Source organism: Vibrio sp. 2033, assembly GCF_033339735.1.
Genome location: NZ_JAWOVC010000005.1, coordinates 158,650 through 176,627, shown reverse-complemented (window position 1 = coordinate 176,627; position 17,978 = coordinate 158,650). Strand labels below are relative to the sequence as shown.

Here is a 17,978-nt window from a genome sequence, read left to right as displayed (position 1 = left end):
TACATCGCTACAATCGCCCTCCTTTTTACCACCAAACTGTATTAGGCAAGCTATGCGAGTTGTACTAGGCCCAATGGAAGGCGTTTTAGATCATTTGATGCGCCAAATCCTGACCGAGATAAACGACTATGACCTGTGTGTTACGGAGTTTGTTCGGGTAATCGACCAGCTATTACCCGATCATGTATTTCACCGTTTATGCCCAGAGCTGTTGCAAGGTTCTCAGACTGCATCTGGTGTGCCAGTACATGTGCAATTGTTGGGACAAGAACCAAACTGGATGGCTGAGAACGCAATTAAAGCGGCAAATCTTGGCGCCAGAGGTATTGATATAAACTTTGGTTGCCCAGCCAAAATGGTCAACAAAAGTAAAGGTGGTGCAGCGCTACTCCAGCATCCAGAGCTCATTCACCGTGTGGTTAAAGCTTGTCGAGAAGCCGTTCCAGAAGCCATTCCCGTAACTGCAAAAATTCGTCTTGGCTGGGAGAACCCTGAAGATTGCTTTGAAATTGTCGATGCCATTCAGTCTGCTGGCGCAAATGAACTGACCGTACACGCACGTACTAAACAAGGTGGTTATAAAGCTTCTGAGATAAAATGGGATTACATCAACCAAATTCGCGAACGTTTCGATATCCCACTGATAGCGAATGGTGAAATTTGGAATTATGAAGACGGTCAACGTTGCATTGAAACGACTGGCGTTAGCTCTTTAATGGTGTGCCGAGGCGCTTTCAATATCCCTAACTTAGGCAATATGGTAAAACATAACCACCAGCCAATGTCATGGCCCGAGGTGGTTGAGTTGCTCATCTATTACTCCAAGTTCGAGATGAAAGGCGATAAAGGCTTGTATTACCCAAACCGCGTAAAACAATGGTTCTCTTACTTACGTCAAGCTTATCCTGAAGCAAAAGACCTATTTAGAGAAATCAGAACGTTCAACAAAGCCGCACCAATTGTTGAGCATATTCAACGCTACCGCGATGACTTAAACTCTCAGGTTGCATAACTCCCGAACACAAAAAAGGACGAATATCTCGTCCTTTTTTGTATCTAAATCCTAGTAACAGATCTTATTTTTGCCGGTACTTTTGGCTTGATATAACTTTTCATCCGCCGCTTTAAACAATTCATCAAAGTTTTCTACTCGGCTCTCTTTACTAAACACCACACCGCCAGAGATCGTAAAGCCTTCTTTCGTTACGCGTGTCGAGCGCTCATCTATGGCCTTTTTTACTCTGTCTAAAATGAGTTTAATGCCCTCTGAATCTTCGTCATAAATCGCTAAAACGAACTCTTCGCCACCAAACCTTGAGGCAACATCGGTATGGCGAATATTTTCACGTATACATTTTGCAACAAGCTGAATTGCAGAATCACCGACATCATGACCATAGGTGTCGTTGATCTTCTTGAAGTTATCAATATCGAACACTGCTAAAGCAACCTGTTTTTTTGTCATCTTATTACGCCACACGGTTTGCATACCTCGACGATTCAATAAGCTGGTCATTGGGTCTCTTGCTGCCAGTTCTTTAAAGTAGCGTCGCTCGCTATGCATATTCACATAGAACAAGACGACGGTACTCAGCACGTAAATAAATAGTGCGACAATAAGGCTGTATTTTTCAAAAACCGCTAGGTTCTTAGCTTCATCCCAAAGGTTGTACTCGTAGTACATGCTGTGATTCGCACTCAATCGCTCTAATTCGACTGGTTTGATTCGTGTACTGTTTGAAGGAATGGATTGTAAATTGGAAACCAAATGAAACTGACCAACAAGACCTAGCGACGAAGCCATGAGCGTATTGATGTCAAAATCAATAGACAAAACACCTTGGTGTTCTCCTTTCTCATAGACGGGTACCGTCATACTAATGACTTGACCTTCCATCGAGTCCAACACTGGCCCTGGTCCAGCCAAGGTAATATTCACTTTATCTTGCGCGGTTTTTTGCCAAAAAGGTCGGGCTTTTAGCGTTGACAAAAGTTCTCTCGTGAAATTTTTTGCGTAGGTATCGGGTGAGGAGATAACGTAACCGCGCTTGTCAATGTAATGAATTCCAACAATGTGCGATTCAATATCGTGCAGAAATGACAATGACGGCGCAAAACCCGCCTTTTGTTCAGCTAACTGGTTAATCGTTGAACCTTGCTGACATAAGCTTTCGTCCCCTACGATCATATAATCAAGGTCAACCGCAGGTAACCCTTCACTATAAACACTTTCGAGTAATAACACATCTATAGGCCAAAGATAACAAAGCCCTTCTTTGACTAAAGAATTATGTTCTTCAAACAGTGGGTTAGCGTAATTGGTATAGTTGGTGAAGCTGTAATCTAAAGCCGTGAGTACTTTAATACCGCGAGACATTGCACGCTCGATACGCGAATACTCAGAATCGATATAGCGGTTAACCGCATCATAGTAATTTTTCGTTGTCACGAGTAAAACCACTACAAATAACGCCAGAGGAAAAAAGATGACAAATGAGAGGCTAAATCGCCTTTGGTTTACCATTGAGTACCATGCATATGAAAGGTCAATAGTCTCTTATGACTGCTATTAAATTGATACTCGTTATCTGGTGACGCATGCAATGCAGCACCAGATAACAAGAGACCAAACAAATGTGTGCGCGCTGTTTGAGACCGTTTATATATTAAAGGAGTTTAATCAATATAGAGTGTGGTGTCACTTTAGTCGCCATAATTTGCAGCTCTGTGCCGACATATTGACAGAGATATGACCTTTATAATCAACCTGTTCTGTGTCATCTAACAACGATATAACTTGGCTAACCTCCAAGCCCAGTTGCCACATAGGTAAATCGATTGAACATTCATTACCACTGAGATTAACCATTACAACGACTGCTTCACGACCCAGTACACGTGCGTACGCCAACTGGTTGTTAGTACAATGAAGCCATTGAATACAGCCCGACTCTAAAGGCTTACATTGTTTACGGATCTTGATCCATTGTTGGTAAAGCGATAGCCATTGTGAACTTTCAATTTCATTCCAAGGAAAACAACGACGATTATCCGGGTCTAGCCCTCCTTCTAGACCGACTTCACTCCCATAGTAAATACAAGGCGTGCCAACGTAAGTCATAAGCATTGCTAGCGCGATGTTCATTTTACGCTTATCACCATCAACCAATGTGATAAACCGAGCAGTATCGTGACTATCGAGTTGATTTAGCTGCGATAGCTGATTAGAAAATGGGATTTTTGCTCTGGCTTCGTCCAACCATGCTTTAAACTCCAAACCATCAATGTTGATTGGATCGTACATAATGTCTTGTCGTGCGATAAAAGCTCGAACTGGATGAGCAAAACCGTAGTAGTTCATCGCCCCATCCTCTTGATCACCTTGCAACCACTGCGTTGCTTCAAAAAAGTGCTCACCTAACACATAAGCATTCGGGTTTACTGACTTAGTCGCATTACGAAACGCTGCCACATAATGAGCATTGTTTTTCGCGCCGTCCCCTTCGCCAAGCATATGAATTACATCAAACCGCCAGCCATCAACCAAGTACGGTGGCTTCAGCCAATACTTGATGACAGAATCTTCACTTTGGTAGATGTAGTCGCGCACCTGTTCATTTTCGAAGTTCAGAACCGGTAAGTTACCAATGCCTTTCCAACCGATGTAGTGATTGGTTTCGCCTTCGAAAAAGTAGTAATCACGGAACTTTGACTGCGGATTGCCATACGCTCCTTCTCCTTTTTGATGGATATCAAACCAAGGATGATGCACTGACGTGTGGTTAAACACCGCGTCTAAGACAATCTTCATATTCTTACCACGGATTTTCTCACACAGTTCAGCAAACTGATCGTTGGTGCCGAACATAGGGTCAACAGTGAAGTAATCAGTGGTGTCGTATTTATGATTACTTGGTGAAGAAAAGATCGGATTAAAATAAAGCGCAGTAACGCCGAGCTGTTCAAGATAGTTCAACTTTTGCTCCACACCTTTGAGGTCGCCGCCAAAGAATTCACGTGCCCCGGTATTTTGGTGAGAGCCTACCGCGTCTCCCCACGCCTTGACGATCGATGCAGAATCATACTGAGCATAAGCGTGGCGAATATCGGACTCACTTTTACTAGCAGAAAAACGGTCAGGAAAGATTTGATAGAAAACTTGCTCTTGGACCCAGCTTGGTGGTTGATGGTTTACATTCAACTTAAAGTGGAACTCTTTGGGTGGAATACGCTTTTGTACGCCTCGTGCATCGAGCCAGTATTGTTGTCCGTCTTTGAGGAGCTTAAACACATAATGTGTGACATCTCGATCTCGATTTGGTCGAAACGATGCCTCCCATAGTAACAATTCCCCAGCTGTTCCAATTTGAGCCATGTCGACCAGATATTCTTCATTGTCCGGCTCAATACGCACATAGACGGAATCAAAATCCAATGTCTCGGTTTTCAGTCTGACTGTAATTTGCTCGTCATTAAAAGCTAAACCATCAATAGTTTGACTATGAAAAATAAATGGCAGGTTCATTATGGGCACTCCTCGTCATCGGATATGCCACTATGTTATTGAAGAATTAGAGACAAGAAATCCTCCTTGCGAGTTGACATATCAGCCAATTTTCTCAAGGAGGATCACACTTAGTAGGCGTAGTGACTTGTCGGATACCGCTTAGTTCAACAAGAGACTGTCATCTGCCAGCTCTTCACCACGCACTTTGGAGAACATATCCAACAAGTCTGGTACTTGCATGTTAGTGCGCTGCTCTCCAGCCACATCAAGCACAATTTCACCTTGGTGAAGCATTACGGTCCTATCGCCACATGCTAATGCGTCTTTCATCGAATGCGTCACCATCATCACTGTTAAATCGAACTCATCGACAATACGTTTAGTTAAGTCGATAACAAACGCCGCCATACGAGGATCAAGCGCAGCCGTGTGTTCATCAAGCAATAACAACTTACTCTCCGATAACGTCGCCATCACAAGGCTAACGGCTTGTCGTTGTCCACCAGACAGTAACCCAATGCTATCGCCCAAGCGGTCTTCTAAACCAAGACCGAGGATGCTAATTCGCTCTTGGAACAGCTTGCGACGTTTAGTAGAGAGCGCCAACCCCCAGCTGCGTTTTTTACCACGCATGTGCGCTAGAGCCATGTTCTCTTCTATCGTCAGTTCACCACAAGTCCCGGCCAATGGATCTTGAAACACTCGGGCGCATTGCGTCGCACGTTGGGCAACCGTCTGCTTGGTGACGTCTTTGCCGTCAATGATAACCTGACCACCTATCATCGGCGTCTCACCTGTCACCGCACCAAGCAACGTCGATTTTCCTGCGCCATTAGAACCAATCACGGTAAGAAATTGATGCTCTGGAACCTCTAAAGAGACGCCTTTCAATGCACGATTTTCCAAAATCGTCCCAGGGTTGAACGTGACCTGAATATTATTTAGTTCGATCATAATGCCTCCCCAGAACCATTTTTTGATGCCGCTTGTTTAGCATCAGTAACGCGTTGTTTCGCTCTCATGCTCTGTTTTAGCTTTGGAGCAATAAGCGCCACAGCCACCAATACTGCGGTAACCAGGTTGAGGTCTGAAGCTTGTAAACCAAACATGCCAGAGCTCAAAGCGAAAGCCACTGCAAGGCGATAAAGTACCGAACCGATGATGACCGCAAATACCGCAACCCAAATCTTGCGCCCGGGAATAAGGGTCTGCCCCAAAATCACAGCAGCCAAACCAACCACAATGGTGCCCACGCCAGAGGTCACATCTGCAAAGCTGTTCGTTTGTGCAAACAACGCGCCTGCGAATCCGACAAAACCGTTAGATAAAGCCAAACCAAAGTAGGTATAAAAACCAGTGCTCGCCCCTTGCGCAGAAACCATACGCGCATTAACGCCCGTGGCTCGTAAACCAAGACCAAAGTCGCTGTTCAGCAGGCGAATGACAAAGAAAGCGGACAAAAGAACTAAGACCCCAACAACCAGAGGACGAATGAACATCGGATCGCCCAATGCTTCAAACGGAGTGAGAATCGTATCCTCTCCAAGCAACGCCATATTAGGTTTACCCATAATACGAATATTGATTGAAAATGCCGCGATCATGGTAAGAATGGAAGCTAACAGGTGTAAAATACCACACCGAACAGCCAGAAAAGCGGTTACCCACCCCGTCATACTACCAGCTATCATCGCCATTATTGTCGCAAGCCAAGGATTAATACCTGCGACAATCGCCGTTGCAGCCACCGCAGCTCCCATTGGAAAGCTGCCATCCACACTCAAATCGGGGAAATCGAGAACACGGAACGTAAGATACACACCCAGTGCGACTAGGCCATAAATCAAGCCAATTTCGAGTGCGCCAAAAAAAGCAAATGCAGACATAACTGCTCCTTTCTGCATGCTCAGGCTGGCTAATACCAACCTGAACGTAAGACTTCTAACGTATACTCCCCTTCTTCTCTAGCAGAATGCTCTACACGAGAAATCCGGCGAGTATCAATTTTGGGGCAAGCGTCTACCAACCAACGTGACAGGCTTAACCCCAAAAAGCGTTACTTATTGCATGCTTGTCGCACGTTCAACCACAGAACTTGGCAGCTTGATACCGAGCTTAGATGCTGCGCTTTCATTAATTACAAGGTCAGAGCCCGTCGCGACTTTTACATCCAGCTTGCCTGGTTCTTGACCATCAAGAATCGCCGCCACGTAATCCGCGGTTTGTACACCAACCTGGTAGTAGTCAAAACCTAAGCCTGCAATTGCACCCTTTTCCACATACGACGTCGCGCCACCAAATACAGGTTTCTTCGCTTGATTCGCTGCCACAATCATCCCTTCAATCGCACTTGCAACTGTATTGTCTGTTGGGGCGTAAAGAATGTCTGATTTCGCTGCAATCGCTTGAGTCGCAGACTGAACATCAGCACTTTTTAGTGCGGTCGCTTCAACCACTTGTATGCCTTTTGCTTTTGCGCTTTCTTTTAGTAATTCAACTAAAGTCACGGCATTAGCTTCACCGGGATTAAATACAACCCCGATGCTTTTCACCTGAGGAAGAATTTCTTGGATGAGATCGACATGCTGAGCAACGGGTGAAAGATCAGAAAGGCCAGTTACGTTTTTGCCTGGTTGTTCCATCGACTTAACCAATTTCGCACCAACCGGATCTGTTACCGCAGTAAAGACAACAGGAATAGAGCGAGTAGCCGACACCAAGGCTTGTGCCGAAGGTGTCGCGATGCCAACTAACACATCAGGATTTTCGCCGACGTACTGACGGGCAATTTGCACCGCAATCGCTGGATTACCCTGTGCGGTCTTATAATCAAATTCTAGATTTTTGCCTTCTTCGTAGCCTTTCGCTTTCAAACCATCAAGTAATCCTTGGCGCGTCGCGTCTAACGCCGGGTGTTCGACAATCTGTGAAACTGCGACAGTTGCAGTGGCGGCCAGTACATTGGTAGAAGAGAAAATAGCAGTAGCAGATAGAACGGCGGTGGCTAATAAACGTTTCGTTTTCATCATAACTCCTTGATGTGACTTCGTCCTTGTTTCACGAGCTTTCAATATGTGTATCGACTCGTGAATTCAAATGTTTGAAGGCGGTATTGTTGTGTTCGTATAACTGTGCACTTCTTGCGCATCTTGTTTTTATTATTACTACTAAGTCTTAGTAAAGAAAAGAAAGATTTAACACTAAAGCAACATTTGTGATCGGGGGGACTTCTTCATCCGGAAAGAATCTTTGGTAAACAAAGCTTCGCTCGCTTCATCGACGACCGTCAAAGTAGGTAATAGAGGCAGGATCAAAAATGGAGCGGCCAGTGCACACTCCATTTCAAACAATTTAAATTAGAACCAACGCTCTAATGACGATTTATCGAGCTGGCGAAACGCTCGGTTCAGTATGATCGCAAGCTCTTTGTAACGAGGGCGAGCTTTGACAGGCTCTAATGCAAAACCTGTTTCCACAATTTTTTGATGCAACTCCCGATACCAAGAGGCCAAAGAAGGCGGCAATTTCGTGTTGGATCGAGCACCAAGCCACCAAATGCCTTGAAGTGGCAAGCTAATCGCAAACAAGGCGACAACAATGGATTGAGGTAACGCGTGGTAATTGTTGAATGCCATTTGAGTGAGTACGCTGATCGCAGCAACGGCCGGCATGACTTTAATGCCAAAGCGAGTCGCCTTAATGATACGCTGTTCCGGAAATATGGCGCTTAGCTCTTTACGAACCGGCCAGATCTCCATGTAATTCTGGCCATCTTTCAGGCTATGGATCAATCCGACTTTATTACTCATACCGCTCTCTCACTAAAAAATAGTTGAACATTTCAACTGAAGGTACAAAAAATTGATGAAAGTTAATATTCTTTCAAATTTTTTTTGTTATCATTGCTTATTATCGCTATCCTTTGCAGACCCTCAATCTCATTGTTGCTGTTATTTACAATTTAAGCAACTCCGAGATATCTATCTGCACGGATCGCATCATAGTGATGGAAGGGTTCATCACTATTTCTTTATATGGAATTAGAACAATTTTTGACCAGGATTAGTACGCAGCCTTCTGGGTATCGGCTATTCTTGTGATTAATTTTTCATTCTTTAACTGATTTTTTATCAGACGAATAACAGGTAGTCATACATGTCTAAGCTAGTTTTAGTTTTAAACTGCGGTAGTTCTTCTCTTAAATTTGCCGTTGTTGATGCCGAGAACGGCGACGAGCACTTGTCAGGTCTTGCTGAGTGTCTTCACCTTCCTGAAGCTCGCATCAAGTGGAAACTTGATGGCAAGCACGAAGCTCAACTAGGCAATGGTGCAGCTCACGAAGAAGCACTAGCGTTTATGGTAGAAACTATTCTTGCTTCTAAGCCAGAGCTTAAAGCTAACCTAGGCGCAATCGGTCACCGTATCGTTCACGGCGGCGAGCAGTTCACTCAATCTGCACTAATTACTGATGAAGTTCTAAAAGGTATTCAAGACGCTGCAACATTTGCACCTCTTCATAACCCTGCTCACATCATCGGTATCGAAGCGGCTAAGAAAAACTTCCCAGAGCTGAAAAACGTTGCTGTATTTGACACTGCGTTCCACCAAACTATGCCTGAAGAGTCTTACCTATATGCTCTTCCATACAACCTATACAAAGAACACGGTATCCGTCGTTACGGCATGCACGGTACTTCTCACTTGTTCATCACTCGTGAAGTTGCAGGCCTACTAAACAAACCAGTTGAAGAAGTAAACATCATCAACTGTCACCTAGGTAACGGCGCATCTGTATGTGCGATCAAGAACGGTCAATCTGTAGACACTTCTATGGGTCTTACTCCACTTGAAGGTCTGGTAATGGGTACTCGCTGTGGCGACATCGACCCTGCTATCGTCTTCCACCTACACGACGCTCTAGGTTACTCTGTTGAACAAATCAACACGATGCTAACTAAAGAGTCTGGTCTTCAAGGTCTAACTGAAGTGACTTCTGACTGTCGTTTCGTTGAAGACAACTACGGTCAAAAAGAAGAAGCAACGCGCGCAATGGACGTGTTCTGTCACCGTCTAGCTAAATACGTTGCTGGCTACACGGCTTCAATGGAAGGCCGTCTAGACGCAATCACTTTCACTGGCGGTATCGGCGAGAACTCTGGCCCTATCCGTGAAATGGTTCTAAACCGTCTTGGCATCTTCGGTATCGAAGTAGATAGCGAAGCTAACCTTAAAGCTCGCTTCGGCGGCGAAGGCGTTATCACGACTGAAAACAGCCGTATCCCTGCAATGGTTATCTCTACTAACGAAGAGCTAGTCATCGCTGAAGACACTGCTCGCCTGACAGGTCTTTAATTGAATTCCTGGCTAGCCACTCGGCTAGCCAGATTTTCATTCAAACGAATTTCTTAGGGGCTCAACTCCTATTCTTCGAGCTTCATGGAATAAGAGTTGAGCTTTTATCCCCCAAATAGCTAAAGGTACTCTACGAATGTCTCGTACTATTATGCTTATCCCTACTAGCGCAGGCGTTGGCCTAACAAGCGTTAGCATGGGTGTTCTTCGCGCTATGGAGCGTAAAGGCGTTAAAGTTTCTTTCTACAAGCCAATCTGTCAGCCACGTTCAGGTGGTGATCAGCCAGATCTGACTTCAACTATCGTTGGTCGTAACAGCGATATGAAGATCGGTGAACCAATGGCGATGTCTGTTGCTGAAAGCCTAATCGGTAACGACAACATGGACGAGCTGCTAGAAACCGTTGTTGAACGTTACAACCAAATCAACAAAGACGCAGACGTTACGCTAATCGAAGGTCTTGTACCTACTCGTAAGCACCCATTTGCAAACCAAGTAAACGCGGAAATCGCGGCAACACTTGGTGCAGAAATCGTGCTAGTTGCGACTCCAGGTACTGATAACCCTGCGCAACTGAAAGAGCGTATCGAAGTAGCATGTTCTAACTTCGGCGGCACTAAAAACAAAAACATCTCTGGTGTTATCATCAACAAGCTAAACGCTCCTGTTGACGAAGCTGGCCGTACTCGCCCTGACCTATCTGAAATCTTTGACGATGCAGACAGCGCGAAACAAAACGAATTGAAAGTGATGGAAATTTTCAACACTTCTCCAATTCGTGTACTAGGTTGTGTGCCATGGAGCATTGATCTGATTGCGACTCGTGCAATCGACATGGCTAAACACCTGAACGCAGATATCATCAACGAAGGTGACATCAACACTCGTCGCATCAAGAGCATCACTTTCTGTGCACGTTCTCTGCCAAACATGATTGAGCACTTCAAACCGGGCTCTCTACTTGTTACTTCTGCAGACCGTCCTGATGTTATCGTTGCTGCTTCTCTTGCTGCAATGAACGGTGTGGATATTGGTGCTGTACTGCTAACTGGCGGTTACGATATCCCTAGCGAAATCGAAGGCCTATGTAAACCAGCATTCGACACTGGTCTACCTATCTTCAAAGCACAAGGTAACACTTGGCAAACGTCTCTAAACCTACAGAGCTTCAGCATCGAAGTACCTGCAGACGATAAAGAGCGTATCGAGTTCATCAACGAACACGTTGCTGGCCACATCGACGGTAACTGGATCGAGTCTATGACTGAAGGCACTCAGAAGTCTCGTCGTCTAAGCCCACCAGCGTTCCGTTACCAGCTAACTGAACTTGCTCGTAAAGCAGGTAAGCGTATCGTTCTTCCAGAAGGTGACGAACCACGCACAGTTAAAGCAGCGGCAATCTGTGCTGAACGCGGCATTGCAGACTGTGTACTTCTAGGTAACCCAGATGAGATCCGTCGCGTAGCGGCTCAACAAGGCGTTGAGCTAGGTACTGGTGTAACCATCATCGATGCAGATGCTGTTCGTGAAAACTACGTTGCTCGCCTAGTTGAGTTGCGCGGTGCGAAAGGCATGACTGAAGTTGTGGCTCGTGAGAAGCTACAAGATTCAGTATTCCTTGGCACAATGATGCTTGAGAACGACGAAGTTGACGGCCTAGTTTCTGGTGCTGTTCACACTACGGCGAACACTATCGTTCCTCCGTTCCAAATCATCAAGACGGCACCAAATGCGTCTATCGTATCTTCAGTATTCTTCATGCTTCTGCCTGATCAAGTACTGGTTTACGGTGACTGTGCAATCAACCCAGATCCAACTGCTGAACAGCTTGCTGAAATCGCTATCCAATCTGCTGACTCTGCAGCAGCATTCGGTATCGAACCACGCGTTGCAATGATCTCTTACTCTACTGGTGAATCTGGTAAGGGTGCAGACGTTGATAAAGTACGTGAAGCAACAAAACTGGCTCAAGAGAAACGTCCTGATCTTATCATTGACGGTCCTCTACAATACGACGCTGCTATTATGGAAAACGTTGCTGCTTCTAAAGCACCAAACTCTCCAGTTGCAGGTAAAGCGACAGTATTTGTATTCCCAGACCTAAACACGGGTAACACGACTTACAAAGCGGTACAACGTTCAGCTGACCTAGTATCTATCGGTCCAATGCTGCAAGGTATGCGTAAGCCTGTAAACGATTTGTCTCGTGGAGCGCTAGTAGACGACATCGTGTACACCATCGCTCTAACAGCTATCCAAGCAGACCAAGAAGCTAAATAATCGCTTCTGACATCTAGTTAGATATAGATACAAAGCCCTCGATTCGTCGAGGGCTTTTTCTATTGCTGGCCAGAACACTTATTTGTTTTTTATACCAATCACTGCACAACCTATAATTACTGGTGCGCAAAGCTTTTCTCCCTATCGCCCCACCACACCTAATCGACAATGCTCGCGCTTGTTCTTACACCGATTGACCCATTCCCCAAAATACATTGGCTCCAAGGCAGCACGGCCCCTGTTCAATTTATCGGCATTATTTACGTTTTAGCTAAACTTTTTTGCTAGGAAATACGTAAAAGCTACTGCAATGCACAAACTCATTGACTGCTAAGGAATATATATGAAGGATTTCATCAATACATCACTGATAAAGTTTGGTTTAGCTGCGTTTCTGATTAGTTTTTCTTCATTCAGCTTTTCCGCCTCGAGTATTAAAGGCGTCGATCAAGATATGTCCGGAGGAACGGTGACCGCTGAAATGGCTCATGCTGATGACAATGGGTGGATGGTTGTCCACCGAACAGACGAATCAATGAAGCCTGGTCCTGTTATCGGCTACGCTCCGTTAAAAATGGGAAAGAATGAAAACGTAAATGCAATTTTGATGGAACCAGTAGAATCAGGCGATATGCTGATGTTAATGGTCCACGGAGAGAAAGGTGGCATGAAGACTGGTGTGTTTGAGTATACGCTCGGCGCTAAAGAGGACGGTCCTGTAAAAGTGGACGGAAAGCTAGTGATGGACATCGTACGCGCTAAGTAAGGTGACGATGAATGAAAAAGTAAACTTCCTACTCCCGGTATTTAGATGACACAAAAGTACTTAACGGCATTGCTAACCGTTAAGTACTTTTTCATTTGCGATGGAAGCAGCAAACTAGCCAATCCTTTCTCTTCCATGAGGAGTATTTAGGTCTAAATCAGGCCCTTTTGGTACAACTTGCGTCGGATTAATCCCTGTGTGGCTGAAGTAGTAGTGGCGTTTAATGTGATAGAAATCCGTCGTATCTTCGACGCCTTCAACTTGATACAACTCTTTTAAGTAGCCTTGTATATTTTCGTAGTCTGCGATGCGCTGCTTGTTACACTTGAAATGCCCCACATACACCGCATCAAAACGAATAAGAGTCGTAAACAAACGCCAATCCGCCTCAGTAATTGTGTTCCCTGCTAAGTAACGATGCGTCGCTAGGTGAGCATCGATTTTATCTAACGCATTAAACAAAGAATCAAACGCTTCTTCATACGCCTCTTGCGTAGTCGCGAAGCCACAACGATACACTCCGTTGTTGACATTCGGATAAACAAAATCGTTCCACTCATCAATAACGTGTTTTAGATGTTCTGGATAGTAGTCGTCGTGATTCCCTGTTAACGCATTGAACTCCGAGTTAAACATACGAATGATCTCTGACGACTCGTTCGACACAATAGTATTGGTCTTTTTATCCCAAAGTACAGGCACGGTTACGCGGCCCGTGTAATCGGGTTTGGCCTGCGTGTAAATTTGATACATGCGCGTGTGACCAAACAATGGCTCAGGAAGCCCCATTTGCCAACCTTGGCTGAGCATATCAGGGCAAACGACCGTGACATCAATATGTGGTTCTAAACCTTTCAGCTTGCGGAAAATGAGGGTTCGATGTGCCCAAGGACAAGCAAGAGAGACATACAAATGGTATCGACCGGACTCTGGCGTAAACTCCGCATCAGGGTCGTTTTTAACCCAGTTACGGAATCCGGCATCTTCGCGCACAAATTTGCCACCATTTGATTTTGTGTCATACCAGACATCTTGCCAAACACCTTCAACCAACTTACCCATGAGTGCTCTCCTCTCGTTCTGTTTGTGTCTATATTAGCGTTTCCTATCAAACAGAGAATCATCGAACTTAGGACATCATGTTCAAGAAATTCGAATGTATAAATCAGACACATAAAAAAAGCGCGACCCGATGAAGGTGTCGCGCTTAAGCCCGTCACAGGCTGAATTTATACACTAACGTGTAAACAAGATACCGCGTGAACGTCATTACCTAAAATGGTTGGCTTTGTCTTCGCACACTCTTCGGTTGCTTGTGGGCAACGAGTGCGGAATACACAACCCGACGGTGGGTTGATAGGTGAAGGAAGATCACCCTCTAGCATTTGGATTTTCTTATTGCGCTCAATATCCGGGTCCGGGATCGGAACCGCAGACATCAGCGCACGCGTATATGGGTGCTTAGGATCAGCAAACAGAGCCTCGGCCTCGCCAAGTTCCACGGCATTACCTAAATACATAACTAAAACGCGATCTGAAATGTGTTTAACGACAGACAAGTCATGCGCAATGAATACCAGAGAAAGCCCTAACTCTTTTTGAATCTCTTTAAGTAGGTTAACCACCTGAGCTTGAATAGATACATCAAGCGCCGATACTGGCTCGTCACAAATGATCATCTTAGGCTTAAGGATAAGCGCACGCGCTATCCCGATACGCTGACACTGACCACCCGAGAACTCGTGTGGGTAACGGTTAATCACGTTAGGTAATAGGCCAACTTTCGCCATCATCTCTTTAACGCGATCTTTCACTTCCTGCTTAGACAGTTCTGGATAGAATGTCTCAAGAGGTTCAGCAATGATATCACCAACAGTCATACGCGGATTCAGCGATGCCAATGGGTCTTGGAAAATCATCTGAATTTCTTTACGCGTCTCACGGCGCTGAACGCTTTTCATTTTAGTAAGGTCTTGACCCAACCAAACTACTTGGCCGTCAGTAGCTTCAACCAGACCAATGATGGCACGAGCAAACGTCGATTTACCACAACCTGACTCACCTACTACACCAAGCGTTTCCCCTTCGTATAGTCGAACGTTCACGCCATCTACCGCTTTCAGGCTCGAAGGCTTTGACCACGGCCATGCCGACTTTGAGGCAATGCTGAAGTGAACTTTCAGCTCAGAAATGTCCAGAATTAGTTTTTTGTCTACTGCGTTCATTTGTTCCAAGCCTCCCATTCAGAAAAACATGCACGCTGACGACCATCACCAAATGGTGTCAGAATTGGCGCCTCGCGCTTACAACGATCCATCACACGGTGACAGCGCTCTTGATAAGGGCAGCCCGGCGGTAGACGAAGCAAGTTTGGTGGATTACCAGGAATGGTCGGCAGAATTTCACCCTCAGTATCGAGGCGAGGAATCGCCTTCAGCAGCCCCTCCGCATAAGGATGGCTTGGATTGTAGAAAATTTCGTTTACGTTGCCGTACTCCATAGTACGGCCTGCATACATCACCAGCACCTTGTCACACGAACCTGCAACCACACCAAGGTCGTGCGTGATCATGATGATCGCTGTGTTGAACTCAGATTTCAGCTCATTCAACAAGTCCATGATCTGTGCTTGTACCGTCACATCAAGTGCTGTTGTTGGCTCATCGGCAATAAGCAGTTTAGGACGACATAACAACGCCATCGCGATCATTACACGCTGACGCATACCGCCTGAAAACTCATGCGGGTACATCGTGATACGCTTACGCGCTTCAGGGATTTTTACCGCTTCCAGCATGCGTACTGATTCTTCAAATGCTTCCGCTTTGCCCATGCCTTTGTGCAGCATAAGCACTTCCATCAACTGATCACTCACTTTCATGTAAGGGTTCAGTGATGTCATTGGGTCTTGGAAGATCATTGCGATCTGTTCCGCACGCACTTTGTTCAGTTCTTTTTCCGGTAAGTTTAGGATTTCTTTGCCTTCAAACTTTGCGCTACCAGAAATAATACCGTTCTTAGCCAAAAGGCCCATGATTGCGAATACGGTTTGAGATTTACCTGATCCCGACTCTCCAACGATACCTAAGGTTTCGCCTTGGTTGAGAGAGAAGTTCAAATCGTTTACTGCGGTTACGATACCATCTTGCGTGGTGAATTCGACGCGCAGATCTTTGACATCTAATAAGCTCATCATTGCTTCCTTAATCTTATCTTTTAATTATCTGTCTTTTGGATCCAGCGCATCGCGCAGGCCGTCACCAACGTAGTTGAAGCAGAATAGCGTCACAACCATGAACACTGCTGGGAATGCCAGCTGCCAGATTGCTACTTCCATTGTCTGTGCACCTTCTTGTAGAAGAGCGCCCCAACTTGTCATTGGTTCCTGAACACCAAGACCAAGGAATGATAGGAATGATTCCGTTAGAATCATACTTGGGATAAGCAGCGTAGAGTATACCGCTACAATACCCAGTACGTTCGGTACGATATGACGAGTAATGATTTTCCAGTTGCTTACACCACACACATGTGCCGCTTCGATAAACTCCTTGCTACGTAGACTAAGAGTCTGGCCACGTACGATACGCGCCATATCTAGCCATGCGATAGCACCAATCGCAACGAAGATCAGCATGATGTTACGACCGAAGAATGTTACCAGTACAATCACCAGGAACATAAACGGTACCGCGTATAAAATTTCTAGAATACGCATCATTACGCGGTCAACTTTACCGCCGATGAAACCAGATGCTGCGCCGTAGAGCGTACCAATCAGTACCGCTACAAATGCACCCATAACACCTACCATCAACGAAATACGACCTCCAATTAGCGTACGCACGTATAAATCACGGCCTAAGCTGTCAGTACCAAACCAATGGTCAGCATTCGGTGCAACGTGCATCGCGTACCAGTCAGTATCATCAAATGTGTACGGTGCGATCATTGGCAGGATAATAACCGCCAACGTCATTAGAACAAGAAGGAATAAGCTCACCATCGCCGCTTTGTTGCGCATGAAACGGATACGAGCATCTTGCCAAAGACTGCGACCTTCAATCTCCAAGTTTTCGGAGAATTTCTCAATCGCTTCTAGGTTTTCTTTTTTCGTTAACATAACCAAACGTCCCTGTTAGTAGCGAATTTTCGGGTCAATCATTGCAAGTAAAATATCTACAATCGCGTTGAATAGAATGAATAGGAAACCAATCAGAATGGTTACCCCCATTACTAGCGAGTAGTCACGGTTAAACGCAGCGTTAACGAATAGTTTACCAATACCAGGCAGACCAAAAATGGTTTCGATAACAACGGAACCGGTGATGATACCTACGAAAGCTGGGCCCATGTAAGAAACAACAGGGAGAAGTGCCGGCTTAAGAGCGTGTTTGATAATGATATAACGGTAACTTAGACCTTTAGCACGTGCCGTACGAATAAAGTTACTGTTTAGGGTTTCGATCATCGAACCACGCGTGATACGAGCAAAGGTAGCAACATACAGTAGCGACATACCAATAACAGGAAGCACTAAATACTGCCAGCTACCATCTTGCCAACCGCCCGCAGGGAAGATATTCCAATGAAGCGAGAATATGTAGATAAGCGCAGGCGCTAATACAAAGGATGGCATTACGACACCAAGCATCGCAGTCGACATAATGGTGTAATCAATCCAAGTATTTTGCTTGAGCGCAGCAATGGTACCGACGGTAACCCCCATTATCAAAGTAAAGATAAAGGCGATGAAGCCCACTTTAGCCGAAACAGGTAAGGCAACCGCGATCAGCTCGTTTACTGAGTAATCAAGGTATTTAAATGACGGTCCGAAATCACCTTGGATAACATTGGTCAAATACGTGGTGTATTGTTCAAATACAGGTTTATCCAAGCCATATTTAGCTTCGATATTTGCCATTACTTCGGGTGGCAATGGACGCTCTGTCGAGAAAGGGTTTCCCGGTGCAAAGCGCATAAGAAAGAAAGATACGGTGATCAAAACCAACATTGTTGGGATCGCCTCAAATATCCTTTTTGCGATGAATTTAAGCATAAACTCACTCTTT

At 45.3% G+C, this 17,978-nt stretch carries 15 protein-coding genes; 4 read left to right on the top strand and 11 right to left on the bottom strand.

Annotation, left to right across the window (positions count from 1 at the left end):
• The first annotated feature begins 52 nt into the window (after positions 1-52).
• Positions 53-1,012, top strand: a complete 960-nt coding sequence (gene dusC, locus R7P74_RS09710) for a tRNA dihydrouridine(16) synthase DusC (RefSeq protein ID WP_005380816.1) — start codon at positions 53-55, stop codon at positions 1,010-1,012.
• Between the two features lie 51 nt (positions 1,013-1,063).
• On the opposite strand, the gene R7P74_RS09705 is transcribed toward dusC, so the two are convergent.
• From R7P74_RS09705 to yfbV, 6 genes are all read right to left on the bottom strand, one after another.
• Positions 1,064-2,524 carry a sensor domain-containing diguanylate cyclase gene (locus tag R7P74_RS09705; protein ID WP_005380815.1) on the bottom strand — a complete coding sequence of 487 codons (1,461 nt, stop codon included), beginning with the start codon at positions 2,522-2,524 and terminating at the stop codon, positions 1,064-1,066.
• A gap of 174 nt (positions 2,525-2,698) precedes the next feature.
• The gene (gene malZ, locus R7P74_RS09700; protein ID WP_213908059.1) at positions 2,699-4,525 is read right to left on the bottom strand and encodes a maltodextrin glucosidase; all 1,827 of its coding nucleotides are present in this window, start codon (positions 4,523-4,525) and stop codon (positions 2,699-2,701) included.
• A gap of 141 nt (positions 4,526-4,666) precedes the next feature.
• A complete protein-coding gene (locus R7P74_RS09695) occupies positions 4,667-5,461 on the bottom strand; it encodes an ABC transporter ATP-binding protein (RefSeq protein ID WP_213868080.1) in 795 nt (264 codons plus the stop codon).
• On the bottom strand, positions 5,458-6,393 hold the full coding sequence (locus R7P74_RS09690; RefSeq protein ID WP_054574798.1) for an ABC transporter permease: 936 nt from the start codon (positions 6,391-6,393) through the stop codon (positions 5,458-5,460). Before R7P74_RS09690 ends, R7P74_RS09695 begins: the two co-directional genes overlap by 4 nt.
• A 174-nt stretch (positions 6,394-6,567) precedes the next feature.
• Entirely contained in the window at positions 6,568-7,533 is a 966-nt protein-coding gene (locus R7P74_RS09685) for an ABC transporter substrate-binding protein (RefSeq protein WP_017633858.1), read from the bottom strand.
• A 330-nt stretch (positions 7,534-7,863) separates the two neighbouring features.
• Positions 7,864-8,316 (bottom strand): terminus macrodomain insulation protein YfbV, encoded by a 453-nt coding sequence (gene yfbV, locus R7P74_RS09680; RefSeq protein ID WP_005380809.1) that lies wholly within the window; start codon positions 8,314-8,316, stop codon positions 7,864-7,866.
• Positions 8,317-8,662: 346 nt separating this feature from the next.
• On the opposite strand from yfbV, the gene R7P74_RS09675 reads away from it, so the two are divergent.
• The 3 genes from R7P74_RS09675 (at position 8,663) to R7P74_RS09665 (ending at position 12,906) form a co-directional block, all read left to right on the top strand.
• Positions 8,663-9,859, top strand: coding sequence for an acetate kinase (locus R7P74_RS09675; protein ID WP_064354187.1), 1,197 nt, complete (start codon positions 8,663-8,665; stop codon positions 9,857-9,859).
• Between the two features lie 136 nt (positions 9,860-9,995).
• A complete protein-coding gene (pta, locus tag R7P74_RS09670; RefSeq protein WP_033905765.1) occupies positions 9,996-12,140 on the top strand; it encodes a phosphate acetyltransferase in 2,145 nt (714 codons plus the stop codon).
• Positions 12,141-12,483: 343 nt separating this feature from the next.
• Positions 12,484-12,906: a DUF7282 domain-containing protein gene (locus tag R7P74_RS09665; protein ID WP_005387269.1), complete on the top strand. Its 423-nt coding sequence runs from the start codon at positions 12,484-12,486 to the stop codon at positions 12,904-12,906.
• Between the two features lie 114 nt (positions 12,907-13,020).
• Here R7P74_RS09665 and R7P74_RS09660 read toward each other — a convergent pair whose 3' ends face one another.
• From R7P74_RS09660 to oppB, 5 genes are all read right to left on the bottom strand, one after another.
• Complete coding sequence (locus R7P74_RS09660) at positions 13,021-13,968, bottom strand: glutathione S-transferase family protein (RefSeq protein WP_042523110.1); 948 nt, start codon at positions 13,966-13,968, stop codon at positions 13,021-13,023.
• Between the two features lie 167 nt (positions 13,969-14,135).
• A complete protein-coding gene (gene oppF / locus R7P74_RS09655; protein WP_005387265.1) occupies positions 14,136-15,149 on the bottom strand; it encodes a murein tripeptide/oligopeptide ABC transporter ATP binding protein OppF in 1,014 nt (337 codons plus the stop codon).
• Positions 15,128-16,099, bottom strand: a complete 972-nt coding sequence (locus tag R7P74_RS09650; protein ID WP_005380792.1) for an ABC transporter ATP-binding protein — start codon at positions 16,097-16,099, stop codon at positions 15,128-15,130. Before R7P74_RS09650 ends, oppF begins: the two co-directional genes overlap by 22 nt.
• Positions 16,100-16,126: 27 nt before the next feature.
• Positions 16,127-17,029, bottom strand: a complete 903-nt coding sequence (oppC, locus tag R7P74_RS09645; RefSeq protein WP_017633861.1) for an oligopeptide ABC transporter permease OppC — start codon at positions 17,027-17,029, stop codon at positions 16,127-16,129.
• Positions 17,030-17,044: 15 nt separating this feature from the next.
• Positions 17,045-17,965, bottom strand: coding sequence for an oligopeptide ABC transporter permease OppB (gene oppB, locus R7P74_RS09640; RefSeq protein ID WP_005380786.1), 921 nt, complete (start codon positions 17,963-17,965; stop codon positions 17,045-17,047).
• Positions 17,966-17,978: the final 13 nt, after the last annotated feature.